The sequence below is a fragment of the Brenneria nigrifluens DSM 30175 = ATCC 13028 genome (genome assembly GCF_005484965.1).
Classification (GTDB): domain Bacteria; phylum Pseudomonadota; class Gammaproteobacteria; order Enterobacterales; family Enterobacteriaceae; genus Brenneria; species Brenneria nigrifluens.
The window spans coordinates 3,903,560-3,921,010 of sequence record NZ_CP034036.1 but is presented as its reverse complement, the minus strand read 5'-3'; the positions used below and the strand labels follow the sequence as shown (position 1 = coordinate 3,921,010).

15 protein-coding genes are annotated in these 17,451 nt (G+C 57.2%); all 15 read left to right on the top strand.

Annotated features, from left to right (window positions below):
* The first annotated feature begins 201 nt into the window (after window positions 1-201).
* The 15 genes from lpxP (at window position 202) to EH206_RS18290 (ending at window position 17,450) form a co-directional block, all read left to right on the top strand.
* Window positions 202-1,125, top strand: a complete 924-nt coding sequence (lpxP, locus tag EH206_RS18360; protein ID WP_009114379.1) for a kdo(2)-lipid IV(A) palmitoleoyltransferase — start codon at window positions 202-204, stop codon at window positions 1,123-1,125.
* 775 nt (window positions 1,126-1,900) lie between these two features.
* On the top strand, window positions 1,901-3,250 hold the full coding sequence (locus EH206_RS18355; RefSeq protein WP_009114378.1) for an NCS2 family permease: 1,350 nt from the start codon (window positions 1,901-1,903) through the stop codon (window positions 3,248-3,250).
* 294 nt (window positions 3,251-3,544) lie between these two features.
* Window positions 3,545-5,191 carry a Na+/H+ antiporter gene (locus EH206_RS18350; protein WP_009114377.1) on the top strand — a complete coding sequence of 549 codons (1,647 nt, stop codon included), beginning with the start codon at window positions 3,545-3,547 and terminating at the stop codon, window positions 5,189-5,191.
* Between the two features lie 330 nt (window positions 5,192-5,521).
* Window positions 5,522-6,232, top strand: a complete 711-nt coding sequence (locus EH206_RS18345; protein ID WP_009114376.1) for a response regulator transcription factor — start codon at window positions 5,522-5,524, stop codon at window positions 6,230-6,232.
* Window positions 6,210-7,667 carry a sensor histidine kinase gene (locus EH206_RS18340; protein ID WP_009114375.1) on the top strand — a complete coding sequence of 486 codons (1,458 nt, stop codon included), beginning with the start codon at window positions 6,210-6,212 and terminating at the stop codon, window positions 7,665-7,667. The genes EH206_RS18345 and EH206_RS18340 overlap by 23 nt, the downstream gene beginning before the upstream one ends.
* 231 nt (window positions 7,668-7,898) lie before the next feature.
* Window positions 7,899-8,123, top strand: coding sequence for a Flp family type IVb pilin (locus tag EH206_RS18335; protein ID WP_009114374.1), 225 nt, complete (start codon window positions 7,899-7,901; stop codon window positions 8,121-8,123).
* Window positions 8,124-8,128: 5 nt separating this feature from the next.
* On the top strand, window positions 8,129-8,683 hold the full coding sequence (locus tag EH206_RS18330) for an A24 family peptidase (RefSeq protein ID WP_009114373.1): 555 nt from the start codon (window positions 8,129-8,131) through the stop codon (window positions 8,681-8,683).
* A gap of 46 nt (window positions 8,684-8,729) precedes the next feature.
* Window positions 8,730-9,680, top strand: coding sequence for a Flp pilus assembly protein CpaB (gene cpaB / locus EH206_RS18325; RefSeq protein WP_009114372.1), 951 nt, complete (start codon window positions 8,730-8,732; stop codon window positions 9,678-9,680).
* An 82-nt stretch (window positions 9,681-9,762) separates the two neighbouring features.
* Window positions 9,763-11,187 carry a type II and III secretion system protein family protein gene (locus EH206_RS18320; RefSeq protein WP_009114371.1) on the top strand — a complete coding sequence of 475 codons (1,425 nt, stop codon included), beginning with the start codon at window positions 9,763-9,765 and terminating at the stop codon, window positions 11,185-11,187.
* 45 nt (window positions 11,188-11,232) lie between these two features.
* The gene (locus tag EH206_RS18315) at window positions 11,233-11,895 is read left to right on the top strand and encodes a CpaD family pilus assembly lipoprotein (RefSeq protein ID WP_009114370.1); all 663 of its coding nucleotides are present in this window, start codon (window positions 11,233-11,235) and stop codon (window positions 11,893-11,895) included.
* Window positions 11,896-11,909: 14 nt separating this feature from the next.
* Window positions 11,910-13,109, top strand: a complete 1,200-nt coding sequence (locus tag EH206_RS18310; protein ID WP_009114369.1) for a CpaE/TadZ family protein — start codon at window positions 11,910-11,912, stop codon at window positions 13,107-13,109.
* A 26-nt stretch (window positions 13,110-13,135) separates the two neighbouring features.
* Complete coding sequence (locus EH206_RS18305) at window positions 13,136-14,533, top strand: TadA family conjugal transfer-associated ATPase (RefSeq protein WP_009114368.1); 1,398 nt, start codon at window positions 13,136-13,138, stop codon at window positions 14,531-14,533.
* A gap of 18 nt (window positions 14,534-14,551) precedes the next feature.
* The gene (locus EH206_RS18300) at window positions 14,552-15,532 is read left to right on the top strand and encodes a type II secretion system F family protein (RefSeq protein ID WP_009114367.1); all 981 of its coding nucleotides are present in this window, start codon (window positions 14,552-14,554) and stop codon (window positions 15,530-15,532) included.
* Window positions 15,533-15,551: 19 nt separating this feature from the next.
* Window positions 15,552-16,511, top strand: a complete 960-nt coding sequence (locus EH206_RS18295; RefSeq protein WP_009114366.1) for a type II secretion system F family protein — start codon at window positions 15,552-15,554, stop codon at window positions 16,509-16,511.
* Window positions 16,512-16,601: 90 nt separating this feature from the next.
* Entirely contained in the window at window positions 16,602-17,450 is an 849-nt protein-coding gene (locus tag EH206_RS18290) for a tetratricopeptide repeat protein (protein WP_040344107.1), read from the top strand.
* Window position 17,451 lies beyond the last annotated feature (1 nt).

Below are 17,451 nucleotides of genomic sequence, written 5' to 3'. Positions count from 1 at the left end.
CTGTTGCCGATTGGCGGCTGGACTCGAGCGCTTTCCCACACCCCTCCAGACCTGCTTTCCATACTTTGGCTTTAACCATAGCGATTAGGGCGATTTCATGTAATTCGGCAACTATTGTACGGTAGATAGTGTCATAGTCGATGTAACGCGCAGGGTGATTTTTTATGCGGTACGCGCTTTGACCACATACAGATGAGTCTCATGAGAATTAAACAAAAATTTACCAGGGCTTTACTCCATCCTCGCTACTGGATCACATGGTTCGGTCTCGGCATCCTGTTTCTGCTGGTTCAACTTCCCTATCCGCTGCTGATGAAAATCGGCAGCAGCGTCGGTCGTTTTTCCCGTTTTTTTCTTAAACGCAGAGTGGCGATTGCCCGGCGTAACCTTGAACTTTGCTTTCCCGCTATTGCCGCCGCAGAGCGGGAAGCGATGATCGTCAATAATTTCTCCTCGCTGGGTATGGCGCTGGTGGAAACGGGTATGGCCTGGTTTTGGTCGGATCGCCGTGTTCGCCACTGGTTTGATGTGTCGGGACTGGAAAATTTGCAGCAAGCCTGCGCCAAAGATCGCGGGGTGATGGTGATTGGCATCCACTTTATGTCGCTGGAACTGGGCGGCAGAGCGATGGGGCTGTGCCAGCCGATGATGGCGATGTATCGGCCGCATAACAATAAAGTGATGGAGCTGGTACAAACCTGGGGGCGCACCCGTTCCAACAAGGTAATGATCGATCGTAAGGATCTGCGCGGCATGGCTCGCGCTCTGAAAGGCGGCGAAGCCGTATGGTTTGCTCCGGATCAGGACTACGGTCCGAAAGGCAGCGTTTTTGCGCCGTTTTTCGCCGTGAAGAAAGCGGCGACTACCAGCGGCACTTTTACCATTGCGCGTTTAGCCAAGCCGGCGATGGTCACCACGGTGCTTATCCGCAAGCCCGACGCTTCCGGGTATAAGCTGGTGATTCAGCCTGAGTTGCAGGATTATCCGTATCATGACGAGCAACAAGCCGCCTGTTATATGAATAAAGTGATAGAAAAGGAAATCATGCGGGCGCCGGAGCAGTATCTTTGGCTGCATCGCCGTTTCAAAACCCGCCCCAGCGGGGAAGTCTCGCTGTATGCCTGAGAGGGTTGTTTGCTGCACGGTACTCTGGCGCTTGCCGTTATAGCGGGGCGGGCGCCAGAGCGACGCATCGGTAATCTGGCCGGGCGGCAATCACCCGGTACGATTAACGGAAAATGGCGAGGGGGTTGCTACCGCAGTAGGTTTTGCCCAGCGCTTTTAATAGTTTATTGATTTTACGGACAACACTCATCTTTATCCTCTTCACGCTTGCTGCTCTCAGAGGTTGAAAGTACCAAAACTTACGTTGATGTTTTCAAACACGGCGACGATTTTGTTCAGCAGTTTCATTTTGCAGATTCCTCGTTGGCGAATTTATTTTTGTGATTCTCATCACGTTTTAAAGCATACGCGCGTTGGTATGGCTGGTCAATTTTTTTTGTGAGGTAAATCACAAAAAATGAATAATGAGTTTGTTTGAAATAAACTACCGTTTCGATTTATCCTATCCCATCAAAAACCTTTCCCCATTGGCTGTTTCTCTCCCGACTTTCTGCCGACGTCGTTTTTTATCGGTGGAATGGCTGACGCATGATTATGCAGCAACTATAGGTAAATAGTGTTGATTAGCAGTTGAAATGGACGCCGGGGAAGCAGGATAATCGTTTGCTTCGCATAATCTGGCACAATTTTGTGGTTTTGCATCGCACGGGGTAATCGTTTGCTTGCACTGCCCTATGGTTCATGGTGTGTCGACTTGTACTGATTATGCCCGGTGCAAGGCCGGGGGAACAGAACCGCCTTTACCTTAAATGATGACATCTCAGGGGATACCACCATGTCAAATACCACTCGTCGGGCTGATAGCGCGCTTGATGCATTTTTTAAAATAACGCAGCGCGGAAGCAGCGTGCGCCAGGAAGTGTTGGCGGGGTTAACCACCTTTCTGGCCATGGTTTACTCGGTTATCGTTGTACCGGGCATGATGGGTAAAGCGGGTTTCCCTCCGGCCGCGGTGTTTGTCGCCACCTGTCTGGTGGCCGGATTCGGTTCATTACTGATGGGATTGTGGGCCAATCTGCCGTTGGCTATCGGTTGCGCCATCTCTCTTACCGCCTTCACGGCCTTTAGCCTGGTATTGGGTCAGCAGATTAGCATTCCGGTCGCGTTGGGGGCGATTTTTCTGATGGGGGTTCTGTTCACTCTCATTTCCGCCACCGGGATCCGTACCTGGATCCTGCGCAATCTCCCGCTCGGGGTGGCGCACGGCACCGGGATCGGCATCGGTCTGTTTCTATTGATTATTGCCGCCAACGGCATCGGTCTGGTGATTAAAAATCCGATTGACGGTCTGCCGGTTGCGCTGGGCGATTTTACTTCTTTCCCGGTTATCATGGCGTTGCTGGGGCTGGCGGCCACCATCGGGTTGGAAAAGCGTCGTGTTCCGGGCGGCATTTTGCTGGTGATCGTCGCCATTTCCATTATCGGTCTGATCTTCGATCCAAACGTGAATTATCAGGGCTGGTTTGCCTGGCCGAGTCTAAGCGGCGAAGACGGTACTTCATTGATTTTCAGTCTGGATATCATGGGCGCATTGCAGCCGGTGATATTGCCCAGCGTGCTGGCATTGGTGATGACGGCGGTATTTGATGCGACCGGCACTATCCGCGCGGTTGCCGGTCAGGCGAATTTGCTGGATAAGGACGGTCAAATCGTCAACGGCGGTAAAGCGCTGACCTCCGACTCCGTCAGCAGTATCCTTTCCAGCCTGGTCGGCACCTCTCCGGCGGCGGTCTATATTGAGTCCGCCGCGGGTACGGCGGCCGGTGGTAAAACCGGTCTGACCGCAACGGTAGTCGGCGTGTTGTTCCTGCTGATTCTGTTCCTGTCGCCGCTCTCTTATCTGGTTCCCGGCTATGCGACCGCGCCGGCGCTGATGTATGTCGGTTTGTTGATGCTGGGCAATGTGACCAAGCTGAACTTTGACGATTTCGTCGATGCGATGTCGGGTCTGGTGTGCGCGGTATTTATCGTGCTGACCTGTAATATTGTGACCGGTATTATGCTGGGTTTTGGTTCGCTGGTTCTGGGGCGTATTTTTTCCGGCGAATGGCGCAAGCTGAATATCGGCACCGTGCTTATCGCCATTGCGCTGGTGGTGTTCTACGCCGGCGGCTGGGCGCTCTAAGCGGCTTGGCGTTCGAGGGGGCGTCGCCCCCTCGAACGACGACGAATTCGCCATCTCCGCACTATCGTCAATCCGACGCTTTTCGCCAGTTGGAACCGCATTTTTCTTCCTGTCCGTAATCTTCCCGTTTTGTACTGAGACTTCATCTGCCCCCGGTTGAAGTCGGGCGTGTGAAAATGCGAAAAAAATGAATTTTTCCCCCTCGGAAAGGCATTTTAATGCCAGAATAAATGCGTTGAATATCAGGCGGGATAACCCGTCTTTTTCTATTGCAGGAGAGAGTCTAAGGAAAGCATGGAAATCTTTTTTACTATTCTTATTTTGACCTTGGTGGTTTCTCTATCAGGGGTGGTGACACGAATTTTACCTTTTCAGATACCTCTCCCATTAATGCAAATCGCCGTTGGCGCCGTGCTTGCCATCCCTCAGTTTGGTTTGCACGTTGATTTCAATCCCGAGCTGTTTATGGTGCTGTTTATTCCGCCGCTGCTGTTTGCCGACGGTTGGAAGACGCCGACCCGTGAATTCCTGCATTACGGGCGTGAAATTATCGGTCTGGCGCTGGTTCTGGTGTTGATTACCGTGGTGGGCGTCGGCTACTTCATCTATTGGATGGCGCCGGGCATGCCGCTGATTGCCGCTTTCGCGCTGGCCGCGGTGCTGTCCCCGACCGATGCCGTCGCGCTGTCCGGCATCGTGGGTGAAGGTCGAATCCCGAAAAAGCTGATGGGTATCCTTCAGGGCGAAGCATTGATGAACGATGCCTCCGGCCTGGTATCGCTGAAGTTTGCCGTCGCCATTGCCATGGGCACCATGGTGTTCACGGTTTCGGGCGCGACGCTGGCGTTTATCAAAGTCGCGCTGGGCGGGCTGTTGGCCGGTGTGGCGGTGACCTGGATTTATAGTAAATCATTGCGTCTTCTCAGCCGCTGGAGCGGCAATGACGCCGCGACCCAAATTGTTTTACTGCTGCTGTTGCCCTTCGCGGCCTATCTGATTGCCGAACACATCGGGGTTTCAGGTATCCTGGCGGCGGTCGCCTCCGGGATGACCATCAGCCAAGCCGGCGTGATCCGCAACGCGCCGCTGACGATGCGGCTGCGGGCGAACGGCGTCTGGTCGATGCTGGAGTTTGTGTTTAACGGCATGGTGTTCATTATGCTGGGGCTGCAATTGCCGGGCATTCTGGAAACCTCGATTACCCAGGCGGAGCTGGATCCGACGGTGGAAACCTGGATGCTGTTTACCGATATCGCCATCATCTATGCCGCGCTGTTGCTGCTGCGTTTCAGCTGGCTATGGGTAATGAAAAGATACAGCCTGCATATTCAGAAAAAGAAGCCGATGGTGTTTGCCGAGTTCACGACGCGCGAACTGTGGATCGCCTCTTTCGCCGGCGTACGCGGCGCCATTACGCTGGCCGGCGTACTGTCCATCCCTCTATTGCTGACCGACGGCACGGCTTTTCCGTCTCGTTACCAACTGGTGTTTATCGCCACCGGCGTCATTCTGTTTTCCCTGCTGTGCGGCGTATTGGCGCTGCCGTTACTGCTGCGCGGAATTGTGGTGGCCGATAAAGCGGCTTACGCCAAAGAGGAGCGCATGGCGCGCAGCTCAATGGCCGAAGTGGCGATTAACAGTCTGCATAAAATGGAAGAGCGTCTGGCGGCCGATCGTGAAGAGAATATTGACGAGCAGGTGCTGAAAGAGGTCAGCGCCAGGGTGATTGGCAATTTACGCCGGCAGGTGACCGGGCAGAGCGACATGGACCACAGCCTGATGATTGAAAATCTGGAGCGGCGTTTCCGGCTGACGGCGCTGAATTCGGAACGTGCCGAACTGTATCACCTGCGCGCCACCCGGCAAATCAGCAACGAAACGCTGCAAAAGATGCTGCGGGAACTGGATCTGCTGGAAGCCGTGCTGAGCGAACACGAGTAACATCGGCGTATCTAATACCCGTATTTTATTGATCTTTTCCCTTTTCTGTTAATCCCCATCGCTCAGGCGGCGGGGATCTTTTCTAAATCCTTACATACCGAATCGCCCTGTGCGATTGTAAATGGCTTGTCACCAAATGATAATGATTGTTATTATCCAGCTAATAATGCTCAGATGATACTTTCTGCCTATGCCGTTTGCGGCGGGCGTGAAGAATTGGCGTACCGCTATGGGCGTCTGAAATAATAAATGGGTATGTCATTTTCTTTGTTGTTGGGTATTACCCATAAAAGAAATATGTGAATAGCGACATTTTAGCAGGGGAAAGTTATGCGCGTACTGGTGGTTGATGATGATTCCGTTCTGTGCCATTGGTTAGGCTCTAAATTACATTCACACGGTCATTCTTGTCGTATGGTCCACGATGGCGCACATGCATTAAAAGCGATAAAAGATGAGGTTTATGATGTGGTGCTGCTGGACAGGATGCTGCCGATTATGGACGGCTTTAGCGTCTTGCGTGAATTACAGGGATCGCGTCACCCGCCTATTATGTTGCTTTCCGCATTAGACCGGGACGTTGATCGGGTGATGGGATTGGAGCTTGGCGCGGAAGATTATCTTGGCAAACCTTTTAATTTTAATGAATTAAGATTGCGTCTGGATATTATGGCGCGGCGTGGTAAACGCCATGCCGATAATTCCTCGGTTCTGACGTTTGAAGATCTGCAGCTCGACCGTCTGCAACGGGTCGCCTGGCGCGGCGGTCAGCGTATCGACCTGACGGATAAAGAAATCAAGCTATTGATTATACTCATGGAAAATCCCGGCCAGGCGATTACCCGTACCATGCTGCTGGAGCGCGTATGGGGTTATCATTTCGATCCGCAGACCAATTTGATTGATGTCCATATGTCGAAACTGCGGGCGAAAATTGATAAAGGTTTCCCGCGGCCGTTAATTAAAACCCTAAGAGCGATGGGTTATGCGTTGGGTTCTGTTGACAAGGATAGAACGGATGCCGGCAGCTACACTGAATAAAATAAAAATAAAGAAGCTGGGACGCCGCTGGCAGCTAAAAATAAAACACTGGCAATTAGTGGGGGCAAGCCAATATCCTGGCTTTGTCTGTACCGCTAATTTCCGGCAGGCGATCACCATTGTTTTTTTATTCTTATTAATGATGTTGATGAGTATTGTCGGCTTCAGTTCATTAAGCGAGACGTTAATCAGAACGCATGTGCGCGAAGTTATTCTGGGTAATATTTATGATTATTCCATGCAGTCGCGTTTAACCAGCGCCGACAGTCTGATTGCGCAACTTCGCCAGGATAATTTGGCGGAGAATGATGAACTACCGCTATTTCTGGTGACGGATAAAAGCGGCAATATTCTTTACCACAATCATCCGCTAAAAAATTTGCACAGCACCGACTGCAATATGGACGTGGCGTGTCTGAAAAATATCCTTTCCGGCAACAACGATCCGAACCTGATTGGTTTATCCGTCATGCTGAATGACGGCGGGATACTGTTTACCGCCTATAACATCCGGCCCATGCTGGAGCGGGTAAGAACCATCCCGCTGGTGGCGGGAGCCGGGCTGTTCGTCGTGCTGCTGTTCTGCCTGTTGGTCAGCCGTCATTTCAGCCTGCAGAGTTTACGCAGCGTGGAGCAAATTCGTAGCGCGCTGCACCGCTACAGCACCGGCGAGCAGCAGGTCAGGATGCCGCTGTCGCCCTACGGCGACGACTTTGACAGCCTGAGCGCGGAGATCAACCAGAATCTGGAACGCATTGAACGCCTGATGGAGCAGGTGCGCAGTACCTCCAGCCATATCGCCCACGAGCTGCGCACGCCGTTGACCCACCTGCAAAACCGGTTATTTAATTTGACCGAGCGCAGCGGTCTGGATGCCGACATCCGTGATGAGCTGAACCTGGCGGCGGGGGAAGTGCATAAGGTTCTGGCGCTGTTCCGTACGGTGATGCGGATTGGCGAAATCGAGAGCGGGCGCTGTATCCATCAGTTCGAACAGATTGAGGCGCGGCGGTTGCTGGCCGAGGTCAACGAATACTATCAGCCATTGGCGGAAGAGCGTGGCTGCCGTTTGTTGCTGGAGATTAATGCCGGCATCCAGCTGTTTGGCGATCGGGCGCTGTTATTTCAGGCGCTGGCCAATCTGGTGGAGAATGCGCTGAAGTATGCCGCTGAGGGTAAAGAGATCACCCTGGGCGTGAAGCTCTATCAGGGCTGGATCGCGCTGAGCGTTGCCGATCGCGGGCCGGGCATCCCGCCGGTGCAGCATGAGAAAGCGCTACAGCGTTTTCAGCGGCTGGATACCCGGCCGCCTCAGTCTGGCTATGGGCTGGGCCTGTCATTGGTGAAAGCGATCGCGGATCTGCACGGCGGCAAGCTGTGTCTCGAGTCCGCCAATCCGGGGCTGACGGTCTATTTATGCCTTAAACGTTGTTAAATCCGTACCAATATCCCTGTAAAAAAACGGTAAATACCGCATCGCCATTCCTGGCGTATGGTTATATTACTATTTGATTTATATTGATAATTTTCCGTATGGAAAGATTAACGAATATTAATATACTGCTTCTTGTTGTTCTTGATAATAAGTCTCATTATTGATGCTGTTAGCATCATGGCTCCCGTTATTCGCCATGATTCCTTTGGCTGCGGATAAGAGATTCTCCCCATGAATAATATGAAAACCAAACTGCGCGCTTTTCTACGTGATGAAAGCGGTGTGACGGCAATCGAATACGGCATTCTGGCGGCGGCGATGGCGGCGGCTATCGGCGCTATTTTCGGCAGCGACGGGATCTTTGTGCAGGCGCTGAATGAAAAGTTCAGCGAAATCGCCGACCAGATTACCGGCGCAGGCACCAGCGGTTCCGGCACGTCGGGAACGGCGAAATAAGTCCAGTGGCGGCGTATTACGCGCACTGGCTGCAAACGGCATTACTGGCGGGATGTTTGCTGTGGTGCATCGGCACCGACCTGCTGGCGCGCAAAATCCCCAATCAGGCGATATTGATTTTATTGGCGGGCTGGTTGTTGTTCCGTCTGCTGGATGTGCTGCAAGCCGGCGGGCCGGATATGCCGCAGCTATGGCAGGCGCTGTGGGCGTTGCCGGGCGCGGCGCTTGTTCTGGTTGTCGGTTTCCTGCTTTTCCTCACCGGCAGGCTTGGCGCCGGCGATGTGAAGCTGATAAGCGTGTTATGTCTGTGGGTGGGATATGGACACCAGATCGTCTTCGTCATGATCACCGCGCTGGCGGGGGGCGTGCTGGCGCTGGGGCTGCCCCTGCTCAATACCGTACCGACGGCGGTCGCCATGGGTATTCAAACCACCAACCGGATATTTAAAAGCCGGTTACCCATACCGCCCGCGTTGCCCGCCGATCTTTTGCAGGGGATCCCTTACGGGGTAGCCATTGCATTCGGCGCGATGTACGTCCTGATTTTCCCCTTGTTTTAGTTTTTTCGCCGTTTTTAAGACGCGCACGCAGGGTAAGGTAAGTTGCATGAAAGTTAACTCTACATATGTACTGGCAGGGGCGTTAATCCTGGCAGGGATTATTGCGCTGCTGGTGCGCGGTCATTTGTCGTCCCCCCGGCCCGCTCCACCGCAGGCCGTGGTAAAAGCGCCGGAGCAAATTGCTGTTCTGGTCGCCGCCAAAGATCTGCATCCCGGCGATTTTCTCGACGCCTCCTCGCTGCGCTGGCAGGTGACGGCAGAGCCGGTATCCCGCACGTTTAATTTCATTCGCGGCAAAGACAGCCAGACGCTGCTGCTGGGCGCCACGCTGCGCGAAACGGTGACCGAAGGCACGCCGCTCACCAGCAATGTGGTGGTGAAGCCCAATGAGCCGGGTTTCGTCGCCGCCGTATTGCGTAAGGGGATGCGCGCAATCTCTATTCCCACGAATGCGGTGGCGAGTAACGCCGGTCTGGTGGCGGCGGGCGATCGGGTGGACATCATTCTCAGCCTGAAAAAAGACGAACAGCCGGAGTTGCAGGCAAGCCGCACGCAAGCGATCGCGTTACCTCTGCTGGCATCGCAAACCATCGTGCGCGATTTACGCGTTCTGGCGTTGAACAATCAGACCGATACCGACGTTCGCCCCCGGCAGGACGTAGTGCTGGAAGATAGCGGCGAGACGGATGCCTCAACCCGTAGCCGCGCCTCTGCCGCCAACAATCGGCCGCGTACCGTCAGTTACCAGACGGTAACGGTCGAGGTCACACCGCAACAGGCCGAGGTGCTGGCGGTGGCGAAAGAGGTCGGCATGCTGCATCTGGCGTTACGCAGCGCAACGCCGGACGAACAGGAAGATCTTGGTCAGGATACGGCGCGGCGGGTAACCACGCTCTCGCAAAGCACCAGCATCTATAACGGCCTGTCCGGCAGCGGCCATCAGGTCAAGGTGTTCCGGGGCGCGCAGAAAGACGTACTGACGTTCCCCTCCCGATAGGGCGGAACTATTCACCCGGCAGCCTGTGAATAACCTGAAGGTTGCTCATGGAACAAATAAAGCCCATTACGGAAATTAGTAAATGACGATGTTTTCCTTGTTTTTGAAATCGGACTTCTGGGATACCGGCAAACGATTGCTGGCCGCCTGCTGGCTCGCCATGCTGATGCCTGTGACAGTTTGCGCCGCGGGCATTTCCGAAGTCGCGGAAACCAACGTGGTGCATATGACGGTGCATCAAGGGCGTTTATTGCAACTGGATGGCTTGCCGGACAGCGTACTGGTGGCCGATCCGGAGATCGCCAGTTTTGAACTGCCTTCTCCGGGCAATCTGTTTATCTATGCCAAGAGCGTGGGCAGCACCACGCTGTATGCAATGGATGAAAACGGCAATGTCATCAATGCCATCCGCATCGTTTCCGAACACGACCTGAAAGCCCTGAGAGAGCGCCTGAAACGGGAATTCCCGGCGGCGGATATCCAACTGGAAGCCGGCATCCCCAGCGGCGTTATCGTGCGCGGCAGCGTCGATACCCCGCAGGATGCCAAACGGGTGATTGACAGCGTACAGGCTTATATCGCCGCCTCTTCCTCCTCCCCGTCCGGCGGCGGTGGAGGCGGCGGACAGGGGCTGCCCGGCAGCAGCGAAACGTCCGGCAAAGTCATCAACCAGCTAAAAATCAAAACCCCGTCGCAAATCAATATTCGCGTACGGGTGGTGGAAGTATCGCGCAATCTGACGCACGAACTGGGCTTCAACTGGGACGCCTCGCTTAACCGGGGCAGCGCCAACTTTGGTCTGGGTACCGGTACGGTGAGCGGCTTTTTTGATTCCAGCACCGGCGCCTTTACCGGCGTGGAGGGCAGCAGCTTCTTCGGCGCCAATGTCGGCGGCGGCGAAGGGTCGCTCAGCGGGCTGCTGTCCGCCATGAACAAACAGGGCATGGCGTCGATACTGGCGGAACCGAACCTGACCGCCATGTCCGGCGAAACCGCCGCCTTTGCCGCCGGCGGCGAAGTGCCGGTGGTCATCATTACCAATAACAACGTCAATATCGACTACAAATCGTACGGCGTGATCCTGCGCATGACGCCGACGCTGCTCTCCGCCAACCGCATCAGCCTGCATATCGCGCCGGAAGTCAGCGAATTGACCTCGGTCGGTTCCGTGCAACTGGAAGGGGGATCGACCATTCCCGCGCTGACCGTACGCCGCGCCGATACCACGGTGGAACTGGCCAGCGGGCAGAGTTTTGCGCTGGCGGGCATGTTGCGCAGCGCCAACAGCCAGACGGTGACCGGCGTGCCGGGTTTAAGCAGCATCCCGGTTATCGGTCGGGCATTTGAAAATGAATCAACAAGTCATGAGGAAACCGAACTGGTGATTATCGCCACCGCCTATGTGGTGGAGCCGGTGAACGCGGGCGATCTTCAGACGCCGGGGCAGGGGGTCAAAACGCTGGACTCGGTGATGCCAAGCTACGGCGCCGTGGGCTACCTCTACTGAACCTGATGAAGTAACGGTGAAAAAATGAATAACCAACACAACGCAATGCAATCGTCAGCCGGCCCGCTATTGCGCCTGACGCTCTGCGCCGTCTGTTTGCTGCTGGCGGCCTGCGGCGATCGTTCGGTGAACAGCCAGCGTATGCAGCGTTACCAGCAGCCGGCGCTGGCGCCGATCGAAGTCCGTCCTTCCTCGTTGGCGGTCACGCTACAGGTGGCGGCCAATGGGCGCGGCTTTACCCCGGAATCGCTCAGGCAGCTCAACGTGATGCTCAAAGATCAGGGGCGGCTCTCCAAACAGACGCTGACGCTGATCCCGCGCAGCGTGCGCGGCGAACAGATGGCCGGACGGCTGGCCGGCGTATTGAAAAATGCCGGCGCCGATGCGCGCAAAGTGAAACAGATGCGTATCTCTTCCGCCGCCGGCCAGTCCGGCGATCTGGAGGTGATCTCCGAAGCGCTGGCGGTAAAAACCACCCGCTGCCAGGTGAACGACCCGGATTTGCTGATGGTGAAACCCTTTGAGGGCATGGGCTATCTGGGCTGCGCCACGCAAAACAATCTGGCGCTGATGGTGGCGGAACCGCGGGATTTGATTCAGGCGAAAACCCTGGATGACGCGGACGGCGTGGCGGCGGTCAACAGCATCGAACGTTATCACGCCAATGACGTGACCGATCTTATCGATATTGATTTTGATGAAGACTAAGGGAGCGGCAGCCAATGAGTGAAATTCCCCTGGTCGACAACGAAGAAACGAGCGCGCCGCTGGTGGCGTTTGTCCATGCCGGAGATGAGGCGGTCGATCTGCGCGACCAGTTTACCCGCCTGAAACAGCAGGATGTGCCGGTGATGGCGGGCGGCATCGCCGCGGCGCGTAAGTGGTGCGAGCAAAATGTTCCGCCGCGCATCCTGCTGGTGGATTTGGAAGGCGTCCACTGGCCATTGCCCGAGCTGGAAGGGTTGCTCGGCATCTGCGGCCCCACGACGCAGGCTATCGCCATCGGCAAAGAGCAGGATGTCGGTCTGTACCGGGCGCTGTTACAACTCGGCGTGGTGGACTATCTGCTCAAGCCGTTCACGCTGGATCTGCTGGCGGCGACGCTGGCGAAGTGCGAAGGCCGGCAGGCCGGGCCGGAGTACGCGCGCATGGGGCGCACCATCGCGGTGGTCGGCGCCAGCGGCGGTAGCGGCGGCAGTACGGTCGCCATGGGCCTGAGCAGGCTGCTGTCCGGCGAGCGTCATTTGCCGGTGGCGCTGGTGGATTTCGACCGCCGCAACGGCGTTCAACTGCTGTTGCAGGGGCAAAGCGCCGACGCCGGGCTGGCCGCGGTGCTGGCGACGCAGGAGCTGGATACCCGGCTGTTGCAGCGTTCCATGCTGCGTATCGACTCCCGTTTGCATTTGCTGGCGCAGAAACCCGAACTGGGCGAATTAAGCCCGGTGGAGGTGGATAACGTGCTGAATCTCGGCGGCGCGCTGTGCCGCATGTTTAATCAGGTTATCTGGGATTTACCCGGCAGCTACCCGCCGGGCGCGCTGGATGTGCTCACCTATGCGGATCTGCGCATCATCGTCACCGAACTGACGCTTCAGGACGCGCGCAATGTCCGGCGCGTACTGCATGAAATCGGCGATGAAAGCGAAGGACAGCGGCTGCTGCTGGTGCATAACCAAAGCCGCTTTACCGGGACGCCGCCGCTCAGCCGCGAGCAGTTCGAGCAATTCACCGGCCGCAGGATCGACGCCGTGCTGCCGAACGCCGGTCATGCGCTGGCGCAAAGCTTAACGCTGGGGGCGCTGAATTTTGCGCTGGCGCCCGCTTTCCAACAGGGTTTACGCCAACTGGCCGATCTGGCGTGCGGCGTGCGCGCCAGGCCGGTGGAAAAACGCTGGTTTTCACGCTGGCTGAAGCGGGCGTGATGGCTGTCATAAAGGGTTAACAGATTATGCTGATTCGTAGAAATAACCAGCAAAAAGGCGAGGCGCATAAAAATACGCCCCAACCCGCCGCCAATGTGACCGAACTGAAAGCGCGTCCGCCGGTTGAAAGCCGGGCGCAGCCTGCGGCGAGCGCCCCAGCGGCATCGACGCCGGCCGCGCGCCAGGCGGATAGTCGCACCGGCCAGCGGCGTTTGATCCGCGCGCAGCTCTACGATCAGATCGATGCCGGCAAAGCCGCCATGATGGGGCGCGACAAGCTGCTGGTGCAGATTGAAACCGTGATCCGCCGTATTTGCGACGAACAGCGTTTGCAGCTTTCCCGTCAGGAAGAAGAAGCTATCGCGGCGGAAATGCTGGACGAGATGACCGGTATCGGTCCGATCCAGCAGTTGCTGGCGGACGATACGGTCAACGACATTCTGGTGAACGGCGCCCATCAGGTGTTCGTCGAGCGTTTTGGCAAGCTGGAACTTTCGCCGATCACCTTTATCGATGAAGAGCATGTCTTCAATACCGCCCAGCGTATCGCGGCGGCGGTCGGGCGGCGTATCGACGAGGCCAGCCCGATGGTGGACGCCCGTTTGCCGGACGGCAGCCGCGTCAATGTGATCACCTATCCGCTGGCCATCGACGGCACCACTATCTCCATTCGTAAATTCATGCGCCGCAACCTGTCGCTGGAAGCGCTGGCGGAAAGCCGCTGTATGTCGTACGCCATGGCCGATGTGCTGAATAAGGCGATGCAGGCGCGGATTAACGTGATTGTCTCCGGCGGTACCGGGGCCGGTAAAACCACGCTGCTCAATGCGCTGTCGCAAAAAATCGGCAGCGACGAACGCATCATCACCATTGAGGACGCCGCCGAACTGCAATTACAGCAGGAGCATGTGATCCGGCTGGAAACCCGCCCGGTCAGCGCCGAAGGCACCGGCCGTATCGACCAGCGCGATTTGATGCGCAATGCCCTGCGTATGCGTCCCGATCGCATCATCCTCGGCGAAGTGCGCGGCGGCGAAAGTTTCGACATGTTGCAGGCGATGAACACCGGTCACGACGGTTCGCTGTGTACCGTTCACGCCAACACCTCGCGTGATTCGATCCAGCGTCTGGAAAATATGGTGATGATGGCCAGCATGCAACTGCCGCTGCTGGCGATCCGCCGCCAGATCGCCAGCGCGGTACATCTGATCGTGCAGATCGAGCGTATGCGCGACGGGGTGCGCCGCGTGGTGTCGATCACCGAAGTCTGCGGCATGGAAAACGAGGTGATCCAGCTACAGGATCTGTTCACTTTCCAGATCACCGGCAAGGATGCGCAGGGCATGCTGACCGGCGACTACATCCAGCACATCCAGCGCCCGCAGTTCTACAGCGACAAAGCGCATCTGTTTGATGCGCCGTGATCGACCGAGGAGACGCCGATGACCGACTTACGCCTCAATCTGATTACGCTGCTGGTGTTTTGCTGCGTACTGCTGCTGTGTTTCGCCTGTTATGCCTGGCAAAAAGCGCGTCAGCGCCGCGCCCGGCGTGAACAGCGCTGGCAGCGGATTTTAGCGGAGGTGGAGCCGCGGCCGGCGCAACCGCTCTCCGGTTCCATTCTGCGCGATGAGATCAAAACGCCGCTGATGAACGTGCCGCTGCTGGGGCGCTGGCTGGCCGGGATCTGGTCGCAACTGGCGTTTATCGGCTGGAAAAAGAACCTGCGCCAGCGGGCGCTGATTCTGGCGGCGCTGTGCCTGACGCTGGGTATGATCCTCGGGCAAAGAACGCTGCTGCCGCTGACGCTGGGGCTGGTTTTCGCGCTGCTGCTGTTTATCGCTATCGGAACCTTGCTGTTTCGTTCCGCGCTGCAAAAACACCTGAAAGCCTTACGTGAAAGTCTGCCGGAAGCCATTGACGCCATTACCCGCAGCTGCCGGGCGGGGGTGCCGGTGGCGAATACTTTTGCGATTGTGGCGGAGCATCTCACCGGGCCGCTGGCCAATGAATTTAAAACCATCGACCACTGGCTGAAGCTGGGCATTCCGCTGCGTCAGGTGATCCAGACCTCGGCGGGCCGGGTGCCGATGGCGGAGTATCGTTTCTTCGTGGTGATCCTGATTATTAACCAGGAAGCCGGCGGGCGGCTGGGAGAAACGCTGGAGCGGCTATCCGCCACCCTGCGCGCGCGCCGCGAGCTACAGCTTAAGGTGCAGTCGAAAACCTCGGAAGCGCGGGCATCGGCCAAAATTGTGGCGGCGCTGTTCCCCTGCTGTCTGGCCTATCTGTATATGCGTTCCCCGGACGATTTCAGCTTTTTGTTTTCCGATCCGGTGGGGACAACGGTGCTGATTTACGCCCTGTGCAGCGTCACGCTCGGCATGCTGGTGACGCATTTTATGGTCAAGCGGATAAGCTAAGGGCGGGGGAGAAACCAAGATGACGATGTTTAGCGATCCCTTATTGCTGCTGGCGCTGGGGCTGATTGGCGCGGGGCTCTATCTTGCCCGTTTCCACAATAGCCAGCGGCGCTACAAACAATTGGCGGAGCGGATGCAGGCGCATTTGCCCGCCGCCCCTATAGGGGCGGCCTCTCAGGATACTATCCTGAGAGGCCAGGGAACAACAATAACTCCCTGGATGGAAAAAATTCTTTTACCGATAGCGCAACAGGGCTATCGCCTCTCCGGATCCGATCGGGATCGTCTTAACTTACGCCGCCTGCTTGATCTGGCCGGGTTCCGCCGTAACGAAGCGTTGGGCTGGCTGGTGATGGGTAAATTCGCAGTGGGATTGCTGTGCGCCGTGGCGCTGGTGCAGGGCTGGCTGCCGCCTGCCGATCGGCTGGGCCTGACCGGTATTGCCGCCGGGCTGATTGGCTTTTTCGTCGGTACGCTGCTGCCGGAAGGGTGGCTGAAATGGCGGGCCGCCGGCCGGGGAGAGAAGCTGGCGCGGGCGGTGCCGGACGCGCTGGATCTGATGGTGGTCTGCGCCGAGGCCGGCTTGCCGATCGGCCGGGTGTTGCAGGTGGTATCGAAAGAGCTGGGGCTGTCGTCGCCGGAAATGGCCGATGAGCTGCACTATACCGCCGCCGAGTTGCAGATCCTCTCCGATCGCACGCTGGCCATGATGCATCTGGCGGAAAGAACCCGGGTCGCGGAAATAGAAAGCATGGTCGCCACGCTGATTCAGGCCGAACGCTATGGTACGCCGCTGTCGCAGGCGTTACGCACCATCGCCGACGAAAGCCGGAAAACACTGCTGCTGGGGCTGGAAGAGAAAGCGGGCAAATTGCCGGCGCAGCTCAGCGTGCCGCTGATGGCGCTGATCCTGCCGCCGATTATCGCCATTATGGCCTCGCCGGCGCTGGTGCGGGTGATTCGGTTGCTGACGCAGTAAAGCGCTTTTCCCGGCACATTGCTTCCACGCAATTGCCTCTCACTCAATTGGCCGTAACTAGAAAGGTAACAACGAATGAAGTTTTCGACGATGGTCGCTCTGATGGCAAAACAGAGACGCAGTCTGCCGCTGCCGGCGTTGCTGGTCATGAGCGTGCTGCTGGCGGGATGCGCCGGCTCCACGGCGATTAAAGGCACCAAGGACGAGGGGCTGCGTCTGGCGCGTTTACTGCGCGATCAGGGCCGCATCGAAGCGGCGACGGAAGTCTATGCCCGTCTCGACAGCCGCGGGGAACTGCAAGGCGATGAACTGCTGGAATATGCCAGCGTGGCGGCGACGGTGCGTCCGCCGCAGCAGGCGCTGGAGCTGTACGGCCGCGCCCGGCAGGCGCTGGGCGGCGGCGACGGGCTGAAACCGCAGGAAGCGCTGGCCATTTGTTTAGGCATGGGGCGGGCGCAGCTGGCGCTGGGGCGTCATGCGATGGCGCAGAAAGATTTTGCCTGTGCGCTGCAGGCGCGGCCGGATAGCGCGGGCGCCCTCAACGGCATGGGGGTGGTGATGGAGGCGGCCGGCAGGCACGGCGAAGCGCGCCAGCTGTTTGAAAAGGCGCTGCACGTCAACCCGGCGGATGTGGCGGCGATGAACAACCTGGCGCTTTCCTGGCTGGTGAGCGGGGAGGCGGATAAAGCCATCGGCCTGCTGCGTTCGGTGGAGGACAACAACGCCAACGGCAAGCTGAATCTGGCGCTGGCCTACCTCTACGCCGATCGTCAGGAGGAGGCGCGCAGCACGCTGGCCGCCATCGCGCAGCCGCAGCGTATTGACGAACTGATGGCGGCGCTCAACCAGCGTCTGCAACAGATGCGTCAGGACAATAGCCGCGGCGAAACGCTGCTGTTGTCCAGCCGTCAGCGTTTGCAACTTAGCAGCCCCGAGTGAT